This window comes from Enterovibrio sp. FF113, assembly GCF_041439165.1.
Lineage (GTDB): Bacteria > Pseudomonadota > Gammaproteobacteria > Enterobacterales > Vibrionaceae > Enterovibrio > Enterovibrio norvegicus_A.
In genome coordinates, this window is sequence record NZ_JBGONO010000009.1 from 97,221 (window position 1) to 114,039 (window position 16,819).

Annotated in this window: 15 protein-coding genes and 1 other annotated feature; of the genes, 5 read left to right on the forward strand and 10 right to left on the reverse strand. The window is 48.2% G+C overall.

Going from position 1 to position 16,819, the window contains the following annotated elements; all coding sequences use genetic code 11:
* Positions 1-67 precede the first annotated feature (67 nt).
* On the reverse strand, positions 68-1,285 hold the full coding sequence (locus ACED36_RS09090) for a bifunctional alpha/beta hydrolase/OsmC family protein (RefSeq protein WP_371733147.1): 1,218 nt from the start codon (positions 1,283-1,285) through the stop codon (positions 68-70).
* Between the two features lie 159 nt (positions 1,286-1,444).
* A complete protein-coding gene (locus tag ACED36_RS09095; RefSeq protein WP_016961156.1) occupies positions 1,445-2,749 on the reverse strand; it encodes an FAD-binding oxidoreductase in 1,305 nt (434 codons plus the stop codon).
* A gap of 334 nt (positions 2,750-3,083) precedes the next feature.
* Here ACED36_RS09095 and ACED36_RS09100 point away from each other — a divergent pair, with 334 nt between their 5' ends.
* Positions 3,084-3,632, forward strand: coding sequence for a cupin domain-containing protein (locus ACED36_RS09100; RefSeq protein WP_016961155.1), 549 nt, complete (start codon positions 3,084-3,086; stop codon positions 3,630-3,632).
* 82 nt (positions 3,633-3,714) lie between these two features.
* Here ACED36_RS09100 and ACED36_RS09105 read toward each other — a convergent pair whose 3' ends face one another.
* The 8 genes from ACED36_RS09105 to ACED36_RS09140 form a co-directional block, all read right to left on the reverse strand.
* Complete coding sequence (locus ACED36_RS09105) at positions 3,715-5,043, reverse strand: NAD(P)/FAD-dependent oxidoreductase (protein ID WP_371733148.1); 1,329 nt, start codon at positions 5,041-5,043, stop codon at positions 3,715-3,717.
* Between the two features lie 9 nt (positions 5,044-5,052).
* Positions 5,053-5,895, reverse strand: coding sequence for an ABC transporter permease subunit (locus ACED36_RS09110; RefSeq protein WP_016961153.1), 843 nt, complete (start codon positions 5,893-5,895; stop codon positions 5,053-5,055).
* On the reverse strand, positions 5,892-6,836 hold the full coding sequence (locus tag ACED36_RS09115; protein WP_371733149.1) for an ABC transporter permease subunit: 945 nt from the start codon (positions 6,834-6,836) through the stop codon (positions 5,892-5,894). The genes ACED36_RS09110 and ACED36_RS09115 overlap by 4 nt, the downstream gene beginning before the upstream one ends.
* Complete coding sequence (gene potA / locus ACED36_RS09120) at positions 6,833-7,960, reverse strand: polyamine ABC transporter ATP-binding protein (RefSeq protein ID WP_016961151.1); 1,128 nt, start codon at positions 7,958-7,960, stop codon at positions 6,833-6,835. The genes ACED36_RS09115 and potA overlap by 4 nt, the downstream gene beginning before the upstream one ends.
* 87 nt (positions 7,961-8,047) lie before the next feature.
* Positions 8,048-9,148 carry a polyamine ABC transporter substrate-binding protein gene (locus ACED36_RS09125; RefSeq protein WP_016961150.1) on the reverse strand — a complete coding sequence of 367 codons (1,101 nt, stop codon included), beginning with the start codon at positions 9,146-9,148 and terminating at the stop codon, positions 8,048-8,050.
* Between the two features lie 133 nt (positions 9,149-9,281).
* Positions 9,282-10,670, reverse strand: coding sequence for an aspartate aminotransferase family protein (locus tag ACED36_RS09130; RefSeq protein ID WP_016961149.1), 1,389 nt, complete (start codon positions 10,668-10,670; stop codon positions 9,282-9,284).
* Between the two features lie 59 nt (positions 10,671-10,729).
* Complete coding sequence (locus ACED36_RS09135) at positions 10,730-12,076, reverse strand: glutamine synthetase family protein (RefSeq protein ID WP_016961148.1); 1,347 nt, start codon at positions 12,074-12,076, stop codon at positions 10,730-10,732.
* Positions 12,069-12,842, reverse strand: a complete 774-nt coding sequence (locus tag ACED36_RS09140; protein WP_016961147.1) for a gamma-glutamyl-gamma-aminobutyrate hydrolase family protein — start codon at positions 12,840-12,842, stop codon at positions 12,069-12,071. The genes ACED36_RS09135 and ACED36_RS09140 overlap by 8 nt, the downstream gene beginning before the upstream one ends.
* Positions 12,843-13,160: 318 nt before the next feature.
* On the opposite strand from ACED36_RS09140, the gene ACED36_RS09145 reads away from it, so the two are divergent.
* The 4 genes from ACED36_RS09145 to hisG all read left to right on the forward strand — a co-directional run bounded on the left by ACED36_RS09145 (position 13,161) and on the right by hisG (position 16,819).
* Positions 13,161-14,570 carry a glutamine synthetase family protein gene (locus tag ACED36_RS09145; RefSeq protein ID WP_241819211.1) on the forward strand — a complete coding sequence of 470 codons (1,410 nt, stop codon included), beginning with the start codon at positions 13,161-13,163 and terminating at the stop codon, positions 14,568-14,570.
* 110 nt (positions 14,571-14,680) lie between these two features.
* The gene (locus ACED36_RS09150; RefSeq protein ID WP_017004241.1) at positions 14,681-15,181 is read left to right on the forward strand and encodes a YchJ family metal-binding protein; all 501 of its coding nucleotides are present in this window, start codon (positions 14,681-14,683) and stop codon (positions 15,179-15,181) included.
* Positions 15,182-15,241: 60 nt separating this feature from the next.
* Positions 15,242-15,430 (forward strand): hypothetical protein, encoded by a 189-nt coding sequence (locus ACED36_RS09155; RefSeq protein ID WP_017004242.1) that lies wholly within the window; start codon positions 15,242-15,244, stop codon positions 15,428-15,430.
* 282 nt (positions 15,431-15,712) lie between these two features.
* Positions 15,713-15,852, forward strand: a sequence feature (His leader region).
* A 70-nt stretch (positions 15,853-15,922) separates the two neighbouring features.
* Positions 15,923-16,819 carry an ATP phosphoribosyltransferase gene (hisG, locus tag ACED36_RS09160; protein WP_016961143.1) on the forward strand — a complete coding sequence of 299 codons (897 nt, stop codon included), beginning with the start codon at positions 15,923-15,925 and terminating at the stop codon, positions 16,817-16,819.

A 16,819-nucleotide genomic window follows, 5' to 3' on the forward strand; every position in this document is an offset into this window, starting at 1 on the left:
AGTAATCAATACAAAAAGACCCAGCACAGCTGGGTCTATTCCCTTTGCGTCAGCCACTTTTTTAGCGTTACGCTTTCAACGCCGTGGTGATCACGATTTTGCTTTCTAGGGTTTTATGAACCGGGCATTTGTCCGCTATTTCCAACAAGCGTTGTCGTTCATCGTCCGTCAAGTTGCCAAACAACGCAATTTCACGCGCAAGCACTTCCACTTTAGAATGCTCATCATCGCAGTGCTCACAGTCGTCGCCATATTGGCGGCTATGTGACAGCGTGACTTTGACATCATCAAGTGGCAGGTTTTTGCGGTTCGCATACATACGAAGCGTCATGGAAGTACATGCACCTAGCCCCGCAAGCAAATGCTCATAGGGATCGGGCCCTAAATTGTCACCGCCGAAATCCACAGGTTCGTCCGCAAACCATTGGTGATGATCGGTTTGAATAGTGCGGGTAAATTGCTTGTTGTGCTCAGTCACTCGCACCTCACCACGTTTGATAGAGGTGCTGCTTTCTTTGATCGGCGACGCCAAATCAATGTAGCGGTGTGACCACGCGGCAATCAGTTCAGCGACATACTGAGCATCATCCTTGTTGGTCAGCAGATGATCAGCAGTGTCGAGCGTCACAAAACTTTTTGGGTGTTTGGCGCGAAGGTAAATTTTCTCCGCTTCTTTAATCGAAACGACGCTGTCTATTGGCGAGTGCATCACAAGCAATGGCACTCGAAGGGATTCAATATCGTCATTTTCGGTGCGAATGTCGTCAAGAAACTGCTTTTTGATGGTAAATGGACGACCCGCCAAGCTCACTTCTGCCTCGCCATCTGCATCAATTTTTTCCACATCAGCAGAAAATTGCTTTACGACATGTTCTGCATCCGCAGGTGCGCCAATGGTTGCCACAGCGGACACCTCAGGAATACGTTGCGCCGCAGATAACACGGCGCGTCCGCCAAGGCTATGACCAATCAATAACAAAGGCGCTTGATAGTGCTCACGAAGAAAATCGCCAGCGGCCACTAAATCGTTCACATTGGACGAGAAATTTGTGTTTGCAAAATCACCGTCACTGCCACCAAGACCCGTGAAGTCGAAGCGCAATACAGCGAAACCAATATTCACCAATGCCCGAGAGATACGAGATGCCGCCGCGACATCTTTTCCGCAAGTAAAGCAGTGGGCAAAAAGCGCGTAGCCACGTGCAGTATGTTCCGGGGTTTCCAACATGCCAGCAAGTATGTTGTTTCCACTGACAAAAGTGACTTTACTTCGTTTTCCAGCCATTTAGCTCTCCAGATAAGTTCACGGATACGTTCGCATTGTGAGTGAACGAGCACTAACAATCCTATCACTAACTGAAGAGACCGGAATGACGGAAAAAGTATGACAACACGTCTCTCATTTAGGCGAGAGACGTGAATAGATGGAAAGTTGGCTGGTGTGTTATTGCAGGATTTCTTTGATCTTGTGGTACGTCATACCAATTGCAAGCAATGGAGAGCGCAGTATCGGGCCACCAGGGAACGTCATGTGTTTCACTCGGGCAAACACATCAAAGCGTTCGGCTGTGCCTGAGATAGCTTCAGCAATCACCTTGCCCGCCATGTGCGTAGCATTCACACCGTGACCAGAATAGGCCTGCGCATAGAAAATGTTCGGTGCATCCGGTAAGCGCCCAATTTGAGGCAATCGATTCGCACCAATACCAATCATGCCGCCCCACTCGAAATCAATATTCGTCCCTTTTAGCTGCGGGAACACACGCTCAAGGTTTGGCAACAACGCGCCTGTAATGTCTTTTGGATCTTTGCCAGAATACGTACACAACCCACCAAACAGCAATCGGTTATCGCCGGATAGATGATAGTAATCCAGCGCGATACTGAGATCGGCAAACGCCATGTTCTTAGGGATCGTACTTTGTACTTGCTCATCCGTCAGCGGCTCGGTCGCAATGATGTAGCTCCCCGCAGGCAAGACTTTCCCGCCAATGTAAGACTCAAGCTTGTTGCCGATATAGGCATTGCCTGCCAAAAGCAAATACTGACACGTCACCTGCCCCTTGTTGGTTTTCACTACGGGCCTATTGCCTTTGATGATTTCAATCGCGGCGCTGTCTTCAAACATCTGCACACCCAAACTAGCCGCCGCCGCCGCTTCACCCGTCACGAGATTTAATGGATGCAAATGGCCGCTGCCCATATCAAGCATACCGCCAATATAGCGTTCTGAGCCGATAACCTCAGGCATCGCCTCTTTATCTAGCATGCGGATTTCATGGGCATAGCCACTTTGTTTTAGGCCATTGAAATCGTCTTCGAGTTCTTTCATGTGCGCGGGTTTCAACGCTAGATCGCAGTATCCCATGGTGAGATCGCAATCAATGTTAAACGCCCCGACGCGATCTTTAACGATCTCAACTGCTTCCACACCCATTTGATTGATAGCTTCAACGCCGTCTTTGCCTATCTGATTCGTGAATTGCTCAATGCCATGACCAATACCACGGATCAGTTCGCCGCCATTCCGTCCTGACGCTCCCCACCCAATCTTATTCGCTTCCAACACCACAACAGAGTAGCCACGTAGCGCGAGCTCTATGGCACTGTTCACGCCACTGAATCCACCACCGACAATGCAGATATCGGCCGTTATCGATTCAGTGAGTTCGGGATAGCGTTGCGGATACTTCGCGGTCGCCGCGTAGTAAGACTGTGTATGCGCTAATTTTGACGACGTAGAAGCCATGACAAACACTCTCTGTAAAATATAATCAACAAAGATTAACGTATTCTCTACATGAAGGTGAAGTGAAAAATATACACAGTGAGACGTCGATTAATATTCCGCCGCCCACCAACTTGACTCTTATCTCCCTCTGGGTACAAAGGCTAATCTGTCATCGCCACACATCACATTCCGTTTTCATATCAAATAAAGCGAGCATGAAACGGTAAATATTTTTTACATTATGGCTGTGCCATCACAAAACACTTGATTACCTCGGGCTAAGAAGTAGGATTGCTTGTTCAAAATCTATTACATTAGTGACTGATACATTCGAAACGAGGAGAGTCGGACATTGGATATTGGTGCCAACCTAAAGGCCGTAAGAAAAAGTCGTGGATTATCTCAGCGTGAATTGGCAAAACGCGCCGGTGTGACAAACAGCACTATCTCAATGATTGAGAAGAACAGTGTTAGCCCTTCTGTCAGTTCGCTCAAAAAAGTGTTGTCAGGTATTCCCCTTTCCCTCGTGGAGTTTTTCTCTGCGGATATCGGTCAAAGTGAGTCGGCACCGGTGATTTATCGCCAAACTGACTTATTGGAAATTGGCGATGACGCGGTTTCCATGAAGGTAGTTGGTAAAGACTATCCGAATCGTGCGCTGTCTGTACTCTCGGAGATCTACCCGCCAGGCTCGCACTCAGGTGACGATATGCTTCAGCATGAAGGCGAAGAAGCTGGACTGGTTATTGAGGGGAAATTGGAGCTTACCGTCGGCGATGACATTTATGTTCTAGAGGTGGGTGACAGCTATTACTTTGACAGTAATCGCCCCCACCGATTTGCCAATCCGTTTGATGATGAATGCCGTATTTTCAGCGCGACCACGCCTGCTAACTTCTAAAAAGAATCTCCTCGTAATAAAGCGCCCTTAATCTCGGGCGCTTCTTGTTGATAAAGCCATTTGTGCGGGGCTAGCTGTGACATCAAATCCCGAATTTGTCGCGCATCGTGTAATACCACGCACCCAGTGCTGAAAAAGGCACACTCAGTACATGTCCACCAGGGAAAGGTAAATGCGGTAAGCTCGCGAACGCATCATACCGCTCTGCTTGCCCGCGCAACACTTCCGACAACAAGCGCCCCGCCAAATGGGTATAAGTGACGCCATGACCGCTACAACCCTGCGAGTAGTAGATATTACTGCCTACCCGTCCCACCTGGGGCAGACGAGATAGCGTCATCAAGAAATTTCCTGTCCAGCGATAGTCAATTTTGACATTGCTGAGCTGAGGAAACGTTTTGAGCATTTTCGGGATAATAATCGCGTCAATATCCGCGGGATCGCGAGCGCCATAAACTACCCCTCCGCCATAAATCAGCCGTTTGTCGCCAGATAACCGAAAGTAATCCAACAAGTAATTACAGTCTTCCACACAGTAATCTTGAGGCAATAAGCTTTTGGCTTGGTCGTCCGTTAGCGGTTCGGTCGTGATCACCTGTGTGCCACAAGGCATCGATTTTGCGCGTAGCTCAGGCATCAATCCGCCCAAATAGGCATTGCCAGCAACAATCAAAAACGAAGCCGTCACAGAACCTTGCTCAGTAAACACTTTCACTGGCTCGCCACGCTCGATACGAATCGCCGCTGAATGCTCATAGATGTTAGCGCCCAAGCTTTCGACAGCAGCCGCTTCGCCTAATGCAAGGTTTAGCGGGTGAATATGCCCACCAGATTTATCGAGCAATCCCCCCACGTAGCGTTCGGTATCGACCATACTACGAATGTCATTCTGATTGATCATTTCAAGTTGGTCGTTACCATGGCGCTCCCAAAGCGCTTTTTGATGTTCAAGCTCGTGCATCTGTTTGGCATTCAGCGCCGCAAACACGCCGCCGTTTTTCAAATCGCATTCAATGTTGTATTTCTCAACGCGCTCACGAATGATTTTACCGCCCTCAAACGCCATCTCACCGAAAAGGCGGGCTTTCTCTTTACCCACCGTTTTCTCAATCACATCAATATCACGGCTGTAGCTGTTGACGATCTGGCCGCCATTGCGACCTGACGCGCCCCAGCCCACTCGCGCAGCCTCAAGCACAACAACATTAAACCCCGCTTCCAGCAGATGCAGTGCTGACGACAATCCGGTATAACCCGCGCCGATAATGCACACATCCGTGGTGACATCTTCTTTCAGTGTCTCACGCAACGGCGAGGGATTGGCAGACGCCGCATAATACGACGAGGCATGCTCTAACTGAGGGTTTTGGGTGCGTTGCTTCGATTCCATTGAACCTGCTTGCTGCTGCATGTGACGTTCCTACTGTTGTTCTAATTCTTGGTTGAGCCGTTTCATTTCTTCCTTGGACTTACGCTCAGAGCGGCGAGCGATATACCAAGAAATAAACGCAAACAACGACACAACCAGAATGATTAATGTGGCAAGGGCATTGATCTTCGGTGACACGCCCAGGCGCACAGAAGAGAACACCACCATAGGTAGCGTGGTTGACCCCGGCCCCGACACGAAGCTTGCGATAACCAGATCATCAAGAGACAAACTGAAGCTCAATAACCAACCCGCCACCAGCGCAGGCGCAATCATAGGGACAGTGATCACGAAGAAGACTTTCAGCGGGGTTGCCCCCAAATCCATGCCGGCTTCTTCAATCGAGAAATCCAATTCTCGCAAGCGCGATGACACCACCACCGCCACATACGCGGCGCAGAATGTCGAGTGTGCAATCCACACCGTTGTCATCCCGCGCTCAGCTGGCCAACCAAACAGCTCGCCCATTTGAACAAACAACAGCAACAGCGAAAGACCGATGATCACATCAGGCATGACCAGTGGCGCCGTGATCATGTTTGATAGCGTGAGCCTCCCCCATGAACGTCTAAACCGTGTCATTACAAACGCTGCAAGCGTGCCTATGATCACCGCCATGGTGGAGCTATAAAACGCGATGCGTAGGCTGGTCCAGACGGCTTGCAGGATCTGTTCATCTTTGAACAGTTCGATATACCACTTGGTGGAGAATCCGCCCCACACCGTCACTAGCTTTGAGGCATTAAATGAGTAGATCACCAAGATCAACATCGGCAAATAGAGAAACACTAACCCTACCCACAACATGACGGTTGAAAATTGCCAACGTTTCATCGGCTAGCCTCCATGTCCTTAGATTGATAGTGATGGAACAAGGTGATCGGAATGATCAACAGCGCCAACATCACAATCGCCAATGCCGAGGCAACAGGCCAATCACGGTTGTTAAAGAATTCTTGCCACAACACCTTACCAATCATCAGGGTTTCAGGGCCGCCAAGCAGCTCTGGTATCACGACTTCACCCACCACAGGAATAAACACCAACATGGAACCTGCAATCACACCGCCTTTCGACAAGGGCAATGTCACTTTCCAGAAAGTATTAAAGTTACGTGAGCCTAAATCAGCTGCCGCTTCGAGCAAGCTGCCATCGAGCTTGACGAGGTTGGCGTAAAGGGGCAGCACCATGAATGGCAAATAGGTATAAATAATACCGATGTACACCGCGACATTGGTGTTGAGGATCTGGATAGGGTCTGAAATCACACCGAGCCAGAGTAAAGAACTATTGATGATCCCCGAGTTACTCAATAGCCCCATCCAGGCATAAACACGGATCAAAAAAGAGGTCCAAGATGGCAACATGATAAGCAACAGCAGCACGGTCTGCATCCGTGCAGGTGCACGGGCAATCGCATAGGCCATCGGGTATCCCAATAGCAGACAACCAATTGTCGAGAAAAAAGCAATTTTGACCGAACTGAGATACGCGAGAACATAAAGATCGTCATCGAGTATTCGTAGATAGTTTTCAAGATTCAGCGTGATCTCAACCACTTCATCCACATATTGCATAATCGCTTCATAAGGCGGTATTGCAATGGCAGCCGTGGAGAGGCTGATCTTAAACACTATCGCAAAGGGCATCGCAAAAAAGAGCAATAGCCAAAGATAGGGGATCCCTAAGGTAAAATGCCGACCCTTTGGAAACAGAATGTGTGTCTTAGTCGGCGGCTTTTTCACGTCAGTATTAGGGTTAGAGGGCATCGTCATACGCGTAATACCACACCGCTGGTGGCCTCCCAACTGATGAACACTTCGTCATCCCAAGTGGGTCGGTCTTGGCGTCGAGATATATTCGCCATGCTACACATCACGATTTTACTGCTAGGTAATTTGACGTAGTAAACGGACATTCCACCGAGGTAGGCAATATCATCCACCACACCTTTGGTCCAGTTGTACTCGCCTTCAGGTGGCTCTTTGCTGATCAAGGCTTTCTCTGGCCTGACCGCCAGCCATACTTTTTTGTCTTCGACATTAGTGGCAACGCCGTGACCAACATAGATGGGCTGTGAGATTTCGTGTGAATCAATCACGCAATGGTCAGTTTCATCCACCACGATATCGCCTTCAAACGTGTTCACCGAACCAATGAATTCGGCAATCATGCGACTGTTGGGGCTTTCGTAGATGTCCGTTGGTGAGCCTGTTTGGGCGATCCATCCTTCGTGCATCACGGAGATACGACCTGCCATGGTCATGGCTTCTTCTTGGTCGTGAGTTACCATCACACAGGTCACACCAACACGTTCAAGAATTTCCACCACTTCTAACTGCATTTGTGTGCGCAGCTTTTTGTCCAATGCCCCCATGGGTTCATCGAGCAACAAAAGTTTTGGTCGCTTTGCCAATGATCGCGCCAGTGCCACCCGTTGGCGCTGACCGCCCGAAAGTTGATGTGGCTTTCTTTTGGCATACTCTTCCATTCGCACTAAACGAAGCATCTCGGCAACGTGGAGATCAATTTCAGCCTTCTTCATTTTGTCTTGCTTCAAACCAAAGGCGATGTTTTGCGCCACCGTCATGTGCGGAAACAAGGCGTAAGACTGAAACATCATATTGATGGGGCGTTCGTAAGGAGGCATGTCGGTGATGTCTTCACCATCAAGATAAATTCGACCGCTTGACGGTTTTTCGAATCCCGCCAGTATGCGCAATAAGGTAGATTTACCGGACCCGGACCCACCCAATAGCGAAAAAATCTCTCCTTTCTCAATCGTGAGGGACACATCATCGACGGCACGAACATCGCCGAACACTTTGCTGACACGGTCAATTTTTAGCAGATCCTGTTTCTTCTGCTGACTTTCGATAGGTTGCGGTTTATTCGTCACACTCTGATCCTCCCTGTTACCGCTCAGAAAACGTAAATCCTGAAAACAGCGAGAGAGCCACAAACAATGCGGCTCTCTGATTAACCGCTACTGGCCAGTTTTCATTCGCGTCCAGTTACGAGTCTTGAGACGGCTTATTTTCAGAGGTAACACTTCAGACACGAACAACTTCTCCATCACCTCAGGAGTCGGATAAATAGAAGGGTTGTTCAACACGTCCTGATCAATCAGTGTGTTCGAGGCAGTGTTAGGGTTGGCATACACAACATAATCCGTGATTGGGGCAATCACTTCTGGACGCATAATGTAGTTTATAAAGGTGTGAGCGTTTTTGGCATTCTTCGCCCCCGCTGGGATCGCCATCATGTCGAACCAAATATTCGCGCCGTCACTTGGAATGGCGTATTCGATAACCTGACCATTGTCAGCTTCTTCCGCGCGATCTGCCGCTTGAAAGATATCCCCCGAGAAACCAAAGGCCAGACAAACATCACCATTCGCCAAATCGGTGATGTAACGCGACGAGTGGAAGTAGGTAATGTAAGGGCGAATTTTAGCCAGTGCTTCCCCTGCTTTTTTGTAGTCTTCTTTATTGGTGGAGTTTGGATTCAAACCGAGATATTGCAGCACCTGCGGCATCACCTCATCGGCGGAATCCAGCATGGCAACACCGCACTCTTTTAATTTGGACACGTACTGAGGGTCCATCAAAAGGTCTAGCTTATTCTCAGGCAAGTTATCACCCAAAATCGCTGTCACCTTTTCGGTGTTGTAACCAACACCATTGGTACCCCAAAGGTAAGGAATGGCGTACTTATTACCTGGATCAGCCATTTCCAAACGCTTCATTAATACCGGGTCCAAATTTTTCATGTTGGTCAGCTGACTTTTATCCAATGGCTGGAATGCGCCCGCCGTGATTTGTTTGGCTAAGAAGTTATTTGATGGCACAACCAGATCGTAGCCCGAGTTCCCGGAAAGCAACTTCGCCTCGAGTATGTCGTTGCTGTCGTAGACATCATAGGTAATCTTAATACCCGTCTCTTTCTCGAAGTTTTCTATCGTGTCTTCCGCGATATAATCACTCCAGTTGTAAATTCGTAGCACTTCTTCTGCGTGTAGCCCAGTTGAAACCACCAGTCCCGCAAGCATAACTGCGGTGACCTTGTTGCGGATTACCATCTTCATGTTTTCTCCTTTTAGCCCTCTCCTTTTCAAAAGAAAGGCATTACTACATTCCAATGTCCAAGCCAGTTTTTTAAGCTGGCTTTGATGGTTGATTGGCATCGCTTTGATGCCAATCAGTGAGATCTTGTGGGCGTTAAATCACGCCATTTTCCTGCAAATGTTGTAACGTCAAATCCAGCGACAATTTCGCTTTATGGATAAGTTCATCGACCTCAGCTCTCGTGATCACCAGCGGGGGACTGATGATCATCGTGTCGCCACAAGCCCGCATTACAAGGCCATTTTCAACACTTAAGTCACGGCAAATACCACCAATGCCTACAGATTCAGCGAATCGAGATCGCGAGGCTTTGTCTTTGACCAATTCGATCGCAGCCACCAGCCCTAAGCCTCGTGCTTCACCCACCAAAGGATGATCCGCCAAGGTTTGCCACTGTTGTTGCAAGTAAGGGCCGATGTCTTCTTTGACGTATCGAATGAGATTTTTCTCTTTCATGACGCGCAGATTTTCCAACGCCACAGCCGCGGCAACAGGGTGACCGGAATAGGTAAAGCCGTGGTTGAAATCGCCGCCTTTTTCTTGAAACGCATTCGCCACACGATCACTAACAATCACACCGCCCATCGGGATATAGCCAGATGTCATGCCTTTTGCGATAGGCATAAAATCAGGCGTGATACCGAAGTGTTGGCAGCCAAACCATTCACCGGTTCGGCCAAAGCCTGAGATGACTTCATCAGTAATCATGAGAATGTCGTATTTTGCCAAGATGCGATTGATTTCAGGCCAGTACGTCGAAGGGGGAATGATCACGCCACCGGCGCCTTGAAACGGTTCTGCAATAAACGCAGCGACTTTATCTTCGCCAATCTCAAGAATGGCTTTTTCCAATTCTTGCGCCGTTTTGATTCCAAACTCTTCGGGTGTCAGGTCGCCGCCTTCCCCAAACCAATAAGGTTGTGGAATATGGTGAATGCCAGGGATCGGCAGCCCACCTTGCTTGTGCATACCTTTCATGCCACCTAAGCTCGCACCCGCAACGGTGGAGCCGTGATAACCGTTATGACGACCGATGATGTTGAATTTTTCAGGCTGGCCTTTCAACGTCCAATAATGACGAACCATGCGCAGCACAGTGTCGTTTGATTCAGAACCAGAGCCGGTGAAGAACACCTGATTCATGTGGTCAGGAGCAAGGTCTGCAATTTCCTTCGCGAGTTCCACCACCGGTGGGTGAGCACATTGGAAGAAACTGTTGTAGTAAGGGAGTTCAAGCATCTGTCGATGCGCGGCGTCGGCCAATCTTTTCTCGCCGTAACCGATATTGGTGCACCAAAGACCTGCCATGCCATCCAGAATGCGATTTCCATTGCTGTCCCAGATGTACACACCCTGAGCACGCACAATCATGCGAGCGCCCGTCTCTCTCAGCGTTTTGTGGTCGCTGAATGGGTGTAAATAGTGCGCGTTATCTAGCGCTTGCAGTGTTTCGGTATCTGGGTGTTGTGCGACGTGTGTCATTTAGACCTCCACATCCATATAGTTTGACTCAATGGCAACCTATTAGGTTGTCTCCCTTTTTACACTGTCAGCAATAAGAACTCTCGCTCCCACGAACTGATCACACGTTTGAAGTTTTCCTGCTCTTTACGCTTCACCGCGATATAGCCTTTGGCAAATGACTCGCCGAAATATTCAGCAACTTCATCGCATTTCTCCATGCGTTCCAATGCTCCTTCCAAGGTATACGGCAATGCAGGGCTTCTGATTTCATAACCACGTCCTTGTGCCGGCGGCGTCGGTTTTAGCTCTCTCACCATGCCGATATAGCCACACAATAAGCTCGCTGCGATGGCGAGATAGCAGTTTGCATCAGCGCCCGGCAAACGGTTTTCCACACGTCGATTTTGCGGAGAGCAACTCGGCACACGTAAGCCACAGGTTCGGTTTTCTTCGCCCCATTCGACATTGACAGGTGCGGAGGTATCAGGAAGGAAGCGACGGAACGAGTTCACGTTGGGTGCGAACATCGGCAGCATTTCGGGAATAAATTGTTGAAGACCGGCAATGTGTCCGTAGAACAACGACGAACTGGTGCCATCTTCATTGGTAAATATGTTTTTGCCCGTTTGGGTATCTAAAATACTCTGGTGTAAATGCATTGCACTGCCCGGCTCATCGGTGACCGGCTTAGACATAAATGTTGCCACCACTTCGTGTTTCAGCGCGGCTTCTCGCAATGTGCGCTTAAACAAAAACACTTGATCGGCCAGAACCAGAGGGTCACCGTGACGGAAGTTAATTTCCATCTGTGCAACCCCTTCTTCATGAATTAAGGTATCAATGGCTAAGCCCTGCTTTTCACACCACTCATACATATCTTCAAACAAGGGGTCGAATTCGTTAGCGGCATCGATCGAGAATGATTGGCGTCCTGTTTCCATTCGACCTGAACGGCCAATAGGTGGCTTCAAGGGTAAGTCGGGGTTTTCACTGCGAGCGGTGAGGTAAAACTCCATTTCAGGCGCAACAACCGGTTTCCAGTTACGCTCCTCATAGAGTTTCAGCACTTTCTTGAGCAAATTTCGTGGCGTCAACTCGATGGGATTACCCATTTTGTCGAACGTGTCATGAATGATCTGTGCTGTTTTCTCTATTGTCCACGGCAACAGATAAACGGCGTCTTCATCAGGTTTACAAATGAAGTCGATATCCGCTTCATCGAGCAATGAGTAGTAGATATCGTCATCCACATAATCACCGGTCACCGTTTGAAGCAGAACGCTTTCAGGCAATCGCATCTCACCTTCGTGAATAAATTTATCCACGGGCGCAATTTTACCGCGCGCAATACCTGATAAGTCGCCAACCACACATTCGACTTCCGTAATTTCGTTGTCCTTCAACCATTTCTTAAGCTTATTCATATTCTTTCTCACGTGATTTCGCTCTTAGTCTGCAGGCATTCCCGAATACTTCGAAGATAGCTGAATAAAAGGGATTTTTTGTGACTTCCCACTCAGGATGCCACTGAACCCCTAAAGCGAAACGTTTTGCATCGATAACAGAGACTGCCTCTATCAACCCATCTGGCGCATACGCTTCTGGTCGCAAACCCTTGCCTAATCGGTCAATGCCCTGTGTATGAACAGAATTGACCTCCGCAAAAGTGCGACCCCACGCCTCGTAGAGAAGGCCTCCAGGTTCGATTGTCACTGTGTGAGAAAGGCCGTATTGAACACCCACGGATGCGGTTTTATCTTCCCGATGTTCAATAAAGCCACCAACTTCATGCAGCTTTTGGTGTAAAGAGCCGCCCATCACGACGTTCATTTCTTGAAAACCACGGCAAATCGCCAAAACAGGGACACCCATTTCAATAGCGGCTTTCATTAAGGGCAATGTGGTGGCATCGCGTTCTGGGTCGTGATGAGCATCTGTACCGCTTGGCGTACCTTGATAGTGATGAGGTTCAATGTTGGAAGGAGAGCCGGTGAACAAAAGGCCATCAAACGAGGCGAGCAATTGCTTCATAGGAAGCGCATCGCCCAATGCAGGAATAATCAACGGGCAACAACCCGAGCCATCAACAACACCTTTAACGTATTTGTCGCCAGCAATATGGAAGGGATGCAATCCCAGCTGAGCACTGCAACCTGTCACGCCGACTAATGGCGTTGTTGAACACTGCATACCGTCCTCTACTTTGTCGTTAATTCCATGTGATGGGATAAGTTAAAAACCGTTATCACCACTTAACGCGTTCGTTTTTTCACACGCTACACGTTAAAAATAAATTACGCAAGTGACCAACTCAACAAAATCAACCTAATTGTTTATCAATTTCTTAACATTGTTAATTACCTGATTTATCCGCGCTTATCGCATTGATTTGCAGCAAAAATAAGGAATTTGTGATGTGGAACGCGGTTGACATTATTGCGTGTTTACTATTCACTCAGAGGTACACATCGAGGTGGCCAATATAATTTACACTCAGGTAGGTGTTTAATGCGATATCAAACAGACAAGGAAATGTTTACGCCTGAAGATACAAATTTACCGGATGCACAAGAAGCGATTCAGTTTCTCGAACAAAATCCGGATATTGAATTTGTCGATCTGCTGTTACTTGATATGAATGGCATCGTGCGGGGCAAACGCGTCGAGAAGGATAAACTGCCCAAGGCTTATGAACAGGGCATAGCATTACCTATCTCTATTTATGGCATGAACATTAAAGGCAACCCAGTCGAGGAAACCGGATTGGGATTGGAGATTGGCGAATCCGATGCGATCTGTTTCCCGGTTTCAGGATCACTGACACGCCAGCCTTGGCAAAAGCGTCCCATTGCTCAGGTCATGCTCGAGATGTATGAAAAGAGTGAAATGCCCTTCTTTGGCGACCCACGAATGATCCTTCGTCGGGTATTACGTCAAATGCAAGAGCGCGGCTTGAACCCCGTTTCGGCCTTTGAGCTTGAGTTTTACCTCATTGACAGTAAAACGCCGGGTAAAGCGCCATTGCCGCCAATCTCTCCTGTGACAGGAAAACGACCTGAGAATACACAAGTCTATTCGTTGGATGACCTTGACGAGTATGCCGACCTGCTTACCGATATTATCGAAGCAGCCCGTGAGCAAGGCCTACCTGCTGATACCATCGTTGCCGAATCTGCGCCCGGTCAATTTGAGATTAACCTCAAACATACCGATGATGCGCTCGCCGCATGTGACCATTCAATACTGCTTAAACGCGTGATCAAGCAAGTCGCCCATGATCATGATCTCGACATCACCTTTATGGCAAAGCCCTACGCCGACCAGGCCGGCAATGGCATGCATCTGCATATCAGCTTACTTGATGAAGAGGGAAGAAACGTCTTTCAACCTGAGGAAGACGGCCAGGTCACCGACACCATGCGCTATGCACTGGGTGGTTTGCTTGAGCTGATGCCACAGTATTTTTCAATCTTGTGTCCGAACATCAATTCGTATCGCCGATTCAGCCCAGATTTCTATGTGCCAAACGCAGCGACTTGGGGTCTGGAAAACCGCACCACAGCACTTCGTATTCCCGGCGATTTACCAGAGGCAACACGAATTGAACACCGTGTGGCAGGGACTGATGCCAACCCCTATTTGATGATGAGCGCCTTCCTCGCTTCGATCATGCATGGCATCGATAACAAAATTGAACCCTGTGATCCCATCGTCGGTAATGCTTATGACATGGACACCACGCCATTGCCCACCAACCTTCGTGACGCGTTAAGGTTGCTGTCGTCGTCAGATGTCTTGCGACAATATCTCGGTACTGATTTTGTCGACGTGTTCGTCACCTGCAAAGAGAAAGAACAGGAAGAGTTTGAGCAACACATCACTAACTTAGAGTACGACTGGTACCTTCACGCATTCTAGTGACGATATACCGATGTCAGCTTTCTTCCTGCCACAATGACATCGATATATTGACTCTTTGTGGCTAGCCTTCGAAAATGAACCGGATTTTATTCATTCGGTTCATTTTCATGACTGCTCAGCCTTCTAAAGCTTCAACACAAACACTTTGCCCATGCGGCAGCCAGCAGCCTTATAACCAATGCTGCGAACCTATTCATCATCAACACAGCAATGCGGATCACCCAGAAAAACTGATGCGCGCACGTTACAGCGCACATGTTGTTGGATTAGTGGACTTTGTTGTTGCCACCTATCACGCCTCTTGCCACGCAGAAGAACACCGCGAGGCCATTGCCAAATCAGTGAAGAGCCGATGGCAAATGCTGCAAGTCCTATCAAGCTCTGTTGATGACGGTGGCAAGCAGGGTTTCGTCGAATTCAAAGCCCACTATGCAGAAGACGGCACGCCTTACTGCCTGCATGAAAAATCGCGTTTTGTCACTGAAGAGAAAAACGGTGAAACCCTTTGGTTTTACATTGATGGGGAATACCCAAAAATCGAGAAAGTGGGCCGAAACGATCCTTGTCCTTGTGGAAGCGGTAAAAAGCATAAAAAATGCTGCGGTTAGAAAACACTCAAGCTGATTGATTTTTGGTCGATATATAGGGGGAGCAACTCATGAGGACATATGATGGCTTGGTTCCCCAAAATCTCAGACTATTCACCACAAAAAGTGAATAACGTCTCGAAGCAAAATAAAACAGAGCAGCAAAAACAAAAGCTTGTTGATGAAGAAGAGCACGACAACGCTGAAAACGAACAGCAGCCCGCATCGACAGATAAGAAAAACGATGGGTTGTTAGATGTTTATGTCTGATCGAAAAAACCTTCGTCTTATTTCCGGTCTTTCATTCCCTACCCCTTGCTCCATCGCAAAGTAAGCAGAAGAAAAGTGTCATAAAACCTTCGCGAAATTGACCCGTTTGCACTCCCGCTCATCTCCTTTTAAGCCATTGCCCTTTCTCATAGTCGCTAATTCGTTAAACACACAAATTACTTGTTGCAATATTTAATGAGTTTGTTAGTGTTGAGCCCAAGCAAACGTTTACTCGTTTACATATTGAGAGAAGACACAAATGCAAAAAACACTAATGACCATTCACCACCACCATCACCCTGAGTAGTCTTTCGGGAAGATTGGTTTCGACTGGAAGACAGGGATTTAGGTTCTTCCAACGGTCATTATAGTGAATACAAGATTCAGACCCCCGGAAGCGAACCTTCCGGGGGTTTTTACATTTTAGGATTAAAAATTGTGGCAACGTCTTCTAGAAGGAAGCGTTGATACCAAAGATACAGGGATTAGATCATGCAAACAGAACGTCTAAGAATCGCAATACAGAAAAAAGGCCGTCTCGCAAAAGAGTGTTTTGAACTGCTTAAGCGCTGCGGTGTGAAAATCAATGTCTCCGGTGATCGTTTGGTCGCCCACGCAGAAAATATGCCTCTCGACCTATTGCTGGTGCGCGATGATGATATCCCGGGCCTCATCATGGATGGTGTTGTCGATCTGGGTGTGATCGGTGAAAACGAACTTGAAGAAGTGCGTTTAGAGCGAGTCAAGGTTGGCGAACCAAGCGAATACAATAAACTTCGTCGTCTTGATTTTGGTGGTTGCCGCCTGTCTGTCGCCGTTGAAAAAGACCAAGACTACAACGGCCCACAAGATCTAGCGGGCAAGCGCATTGCGACCACCTACCCTAACATTCTGAAAGCCTACCTCGACCAGCAAGATGTTAAATTCAGCACCTGTATGTTGAATGGTTCGGTTGAAGTTGCGCCGCGCGCAGGCCTTGCTGACGCGATTTGTGATCTCGTTTCTACTGGCGCGACCCTCGAAGCTAATGGCCTGAAAGAAGCAGAAGTTATCTTCCGTTCAAAAGCCGTGCTTATCCAACGTACTGGCGAGTTTGCTGTCGACAAAGCTGAGCTTATCGATCGCCTTCTTACCCGCATCAACGGCGTTATTAAAGCCAAAGAATCCAAATACATCATGCTTCATGCGCCAAGTGAAACGCTTGAGAAAATCGTTGAGTTACTGCCAGGTGCAGAAGATCCAACCATCCTGCCATTGGCGCATGACAAACAACGCGTTGCCGTTCATCTTGTGAGCACTGAAAATCTGTTCTGGGAAACCATGGAAAAACTGAAAGCACTAGGCGCAAGCTCTATTCTGGTGCTGCCAATAGAGAAGATGATGGAGTAA

Excerpts from the sequence above, each read along its gene's own strand:
- hisG (WP_016961143.1), top strand. The coding sequence starts at position 15,923 with ATGCAAACAGAACGTCTAAGAATCGCAATACAGAAAAAAGGCCGTCTC.
- ACED36_RS09105 (WP_371733148.1), bottom strand. The coding sequence starts at position 5,043 with ATGCAGCAGCAAGCAGGTTCAATGGAATCGAAGCAACGCACCCAAAAC.
- ACED36_RS09135 (WP_016961148.1), bottom strand. The coding sequence starts at position 12,076 with ATGAATAAGCTTAAGAAATGGTTGAAGGACAACGAAATTACGGAAGTC.
- ACED36_RS09110 (WP_016961153.1), bottom strand. The coding sequence starts at position 5,895 with ATGAAACGTTGGCAATTTTCAACCGTCATGTTGTGGGTAGGGTTAGTG.
- ACED36_RS09155 (WP_017004242.1), top strand. The coding sequence starts at position 15,242 with ATGATGGCTTGGTTCCCCAAAATCTCAGACTATTCACCACAAAAAGTG.
- ACED36_RS09145 (WP_241819211.1), top strand. The coding sequence starts at position 13,161 with ATGCGATATCAAACAGACAAGGAAATGTTTACGCCTGAAGATACAAAT.
- ACED36_RS09140 (WP_016961147.1), bottom strand. The coding sequence starts at position 12,842 with ATGCAGTGTTCAACAACGCCATTAGTCGGCGTGACAGGTTGCAGTGCT.
- ACED36_RS09150 (WP_017004241.1), top strand. The coding sequence starts at position 14,681 with ATGACTGCTCAGCCTTCTAAAGCTTCAACACAAACACTTTGCCCATGC.
- ACED36_RS09095 (WP_016961156.1), bottom strand. The coding sequence starts at position 2,749 with ATGGCTTCTACGTCGTCAAAATTAGCGCATACACAGTCTTACTACGCG.
- ACED36_RS09090 (WP_371733147.1), bottom strand. The coding sequence starts at position 1,285 with ATGGCTGGAAAACGAAGTAAAGTCACTTTTGTCAGTGGAAACAACATA.
- ACED36_RS09125 (WP_016961150.1), bottom strand. The coding sequence starts at position 9,148 with ATGAAGATGGTAATCCGCAACAAGGTCACCGCAGTTATGCTTGCGGGA.
- ACED36_RS09115 (WP_371733149.1), bottom strand. The coding sequence starts at position 6,836 with ATGACGATGCCCTCTAACCCTAATACTGACGTGAAAAAGCCGCCGACT.
- ACED36_RS09130 (WP_016961149.1), bottom strand. The coding sequence starts at position 10,670 with ATGACACACGTCGCACAACACCCAGATACCGAAACACTGCAAGCGCTA.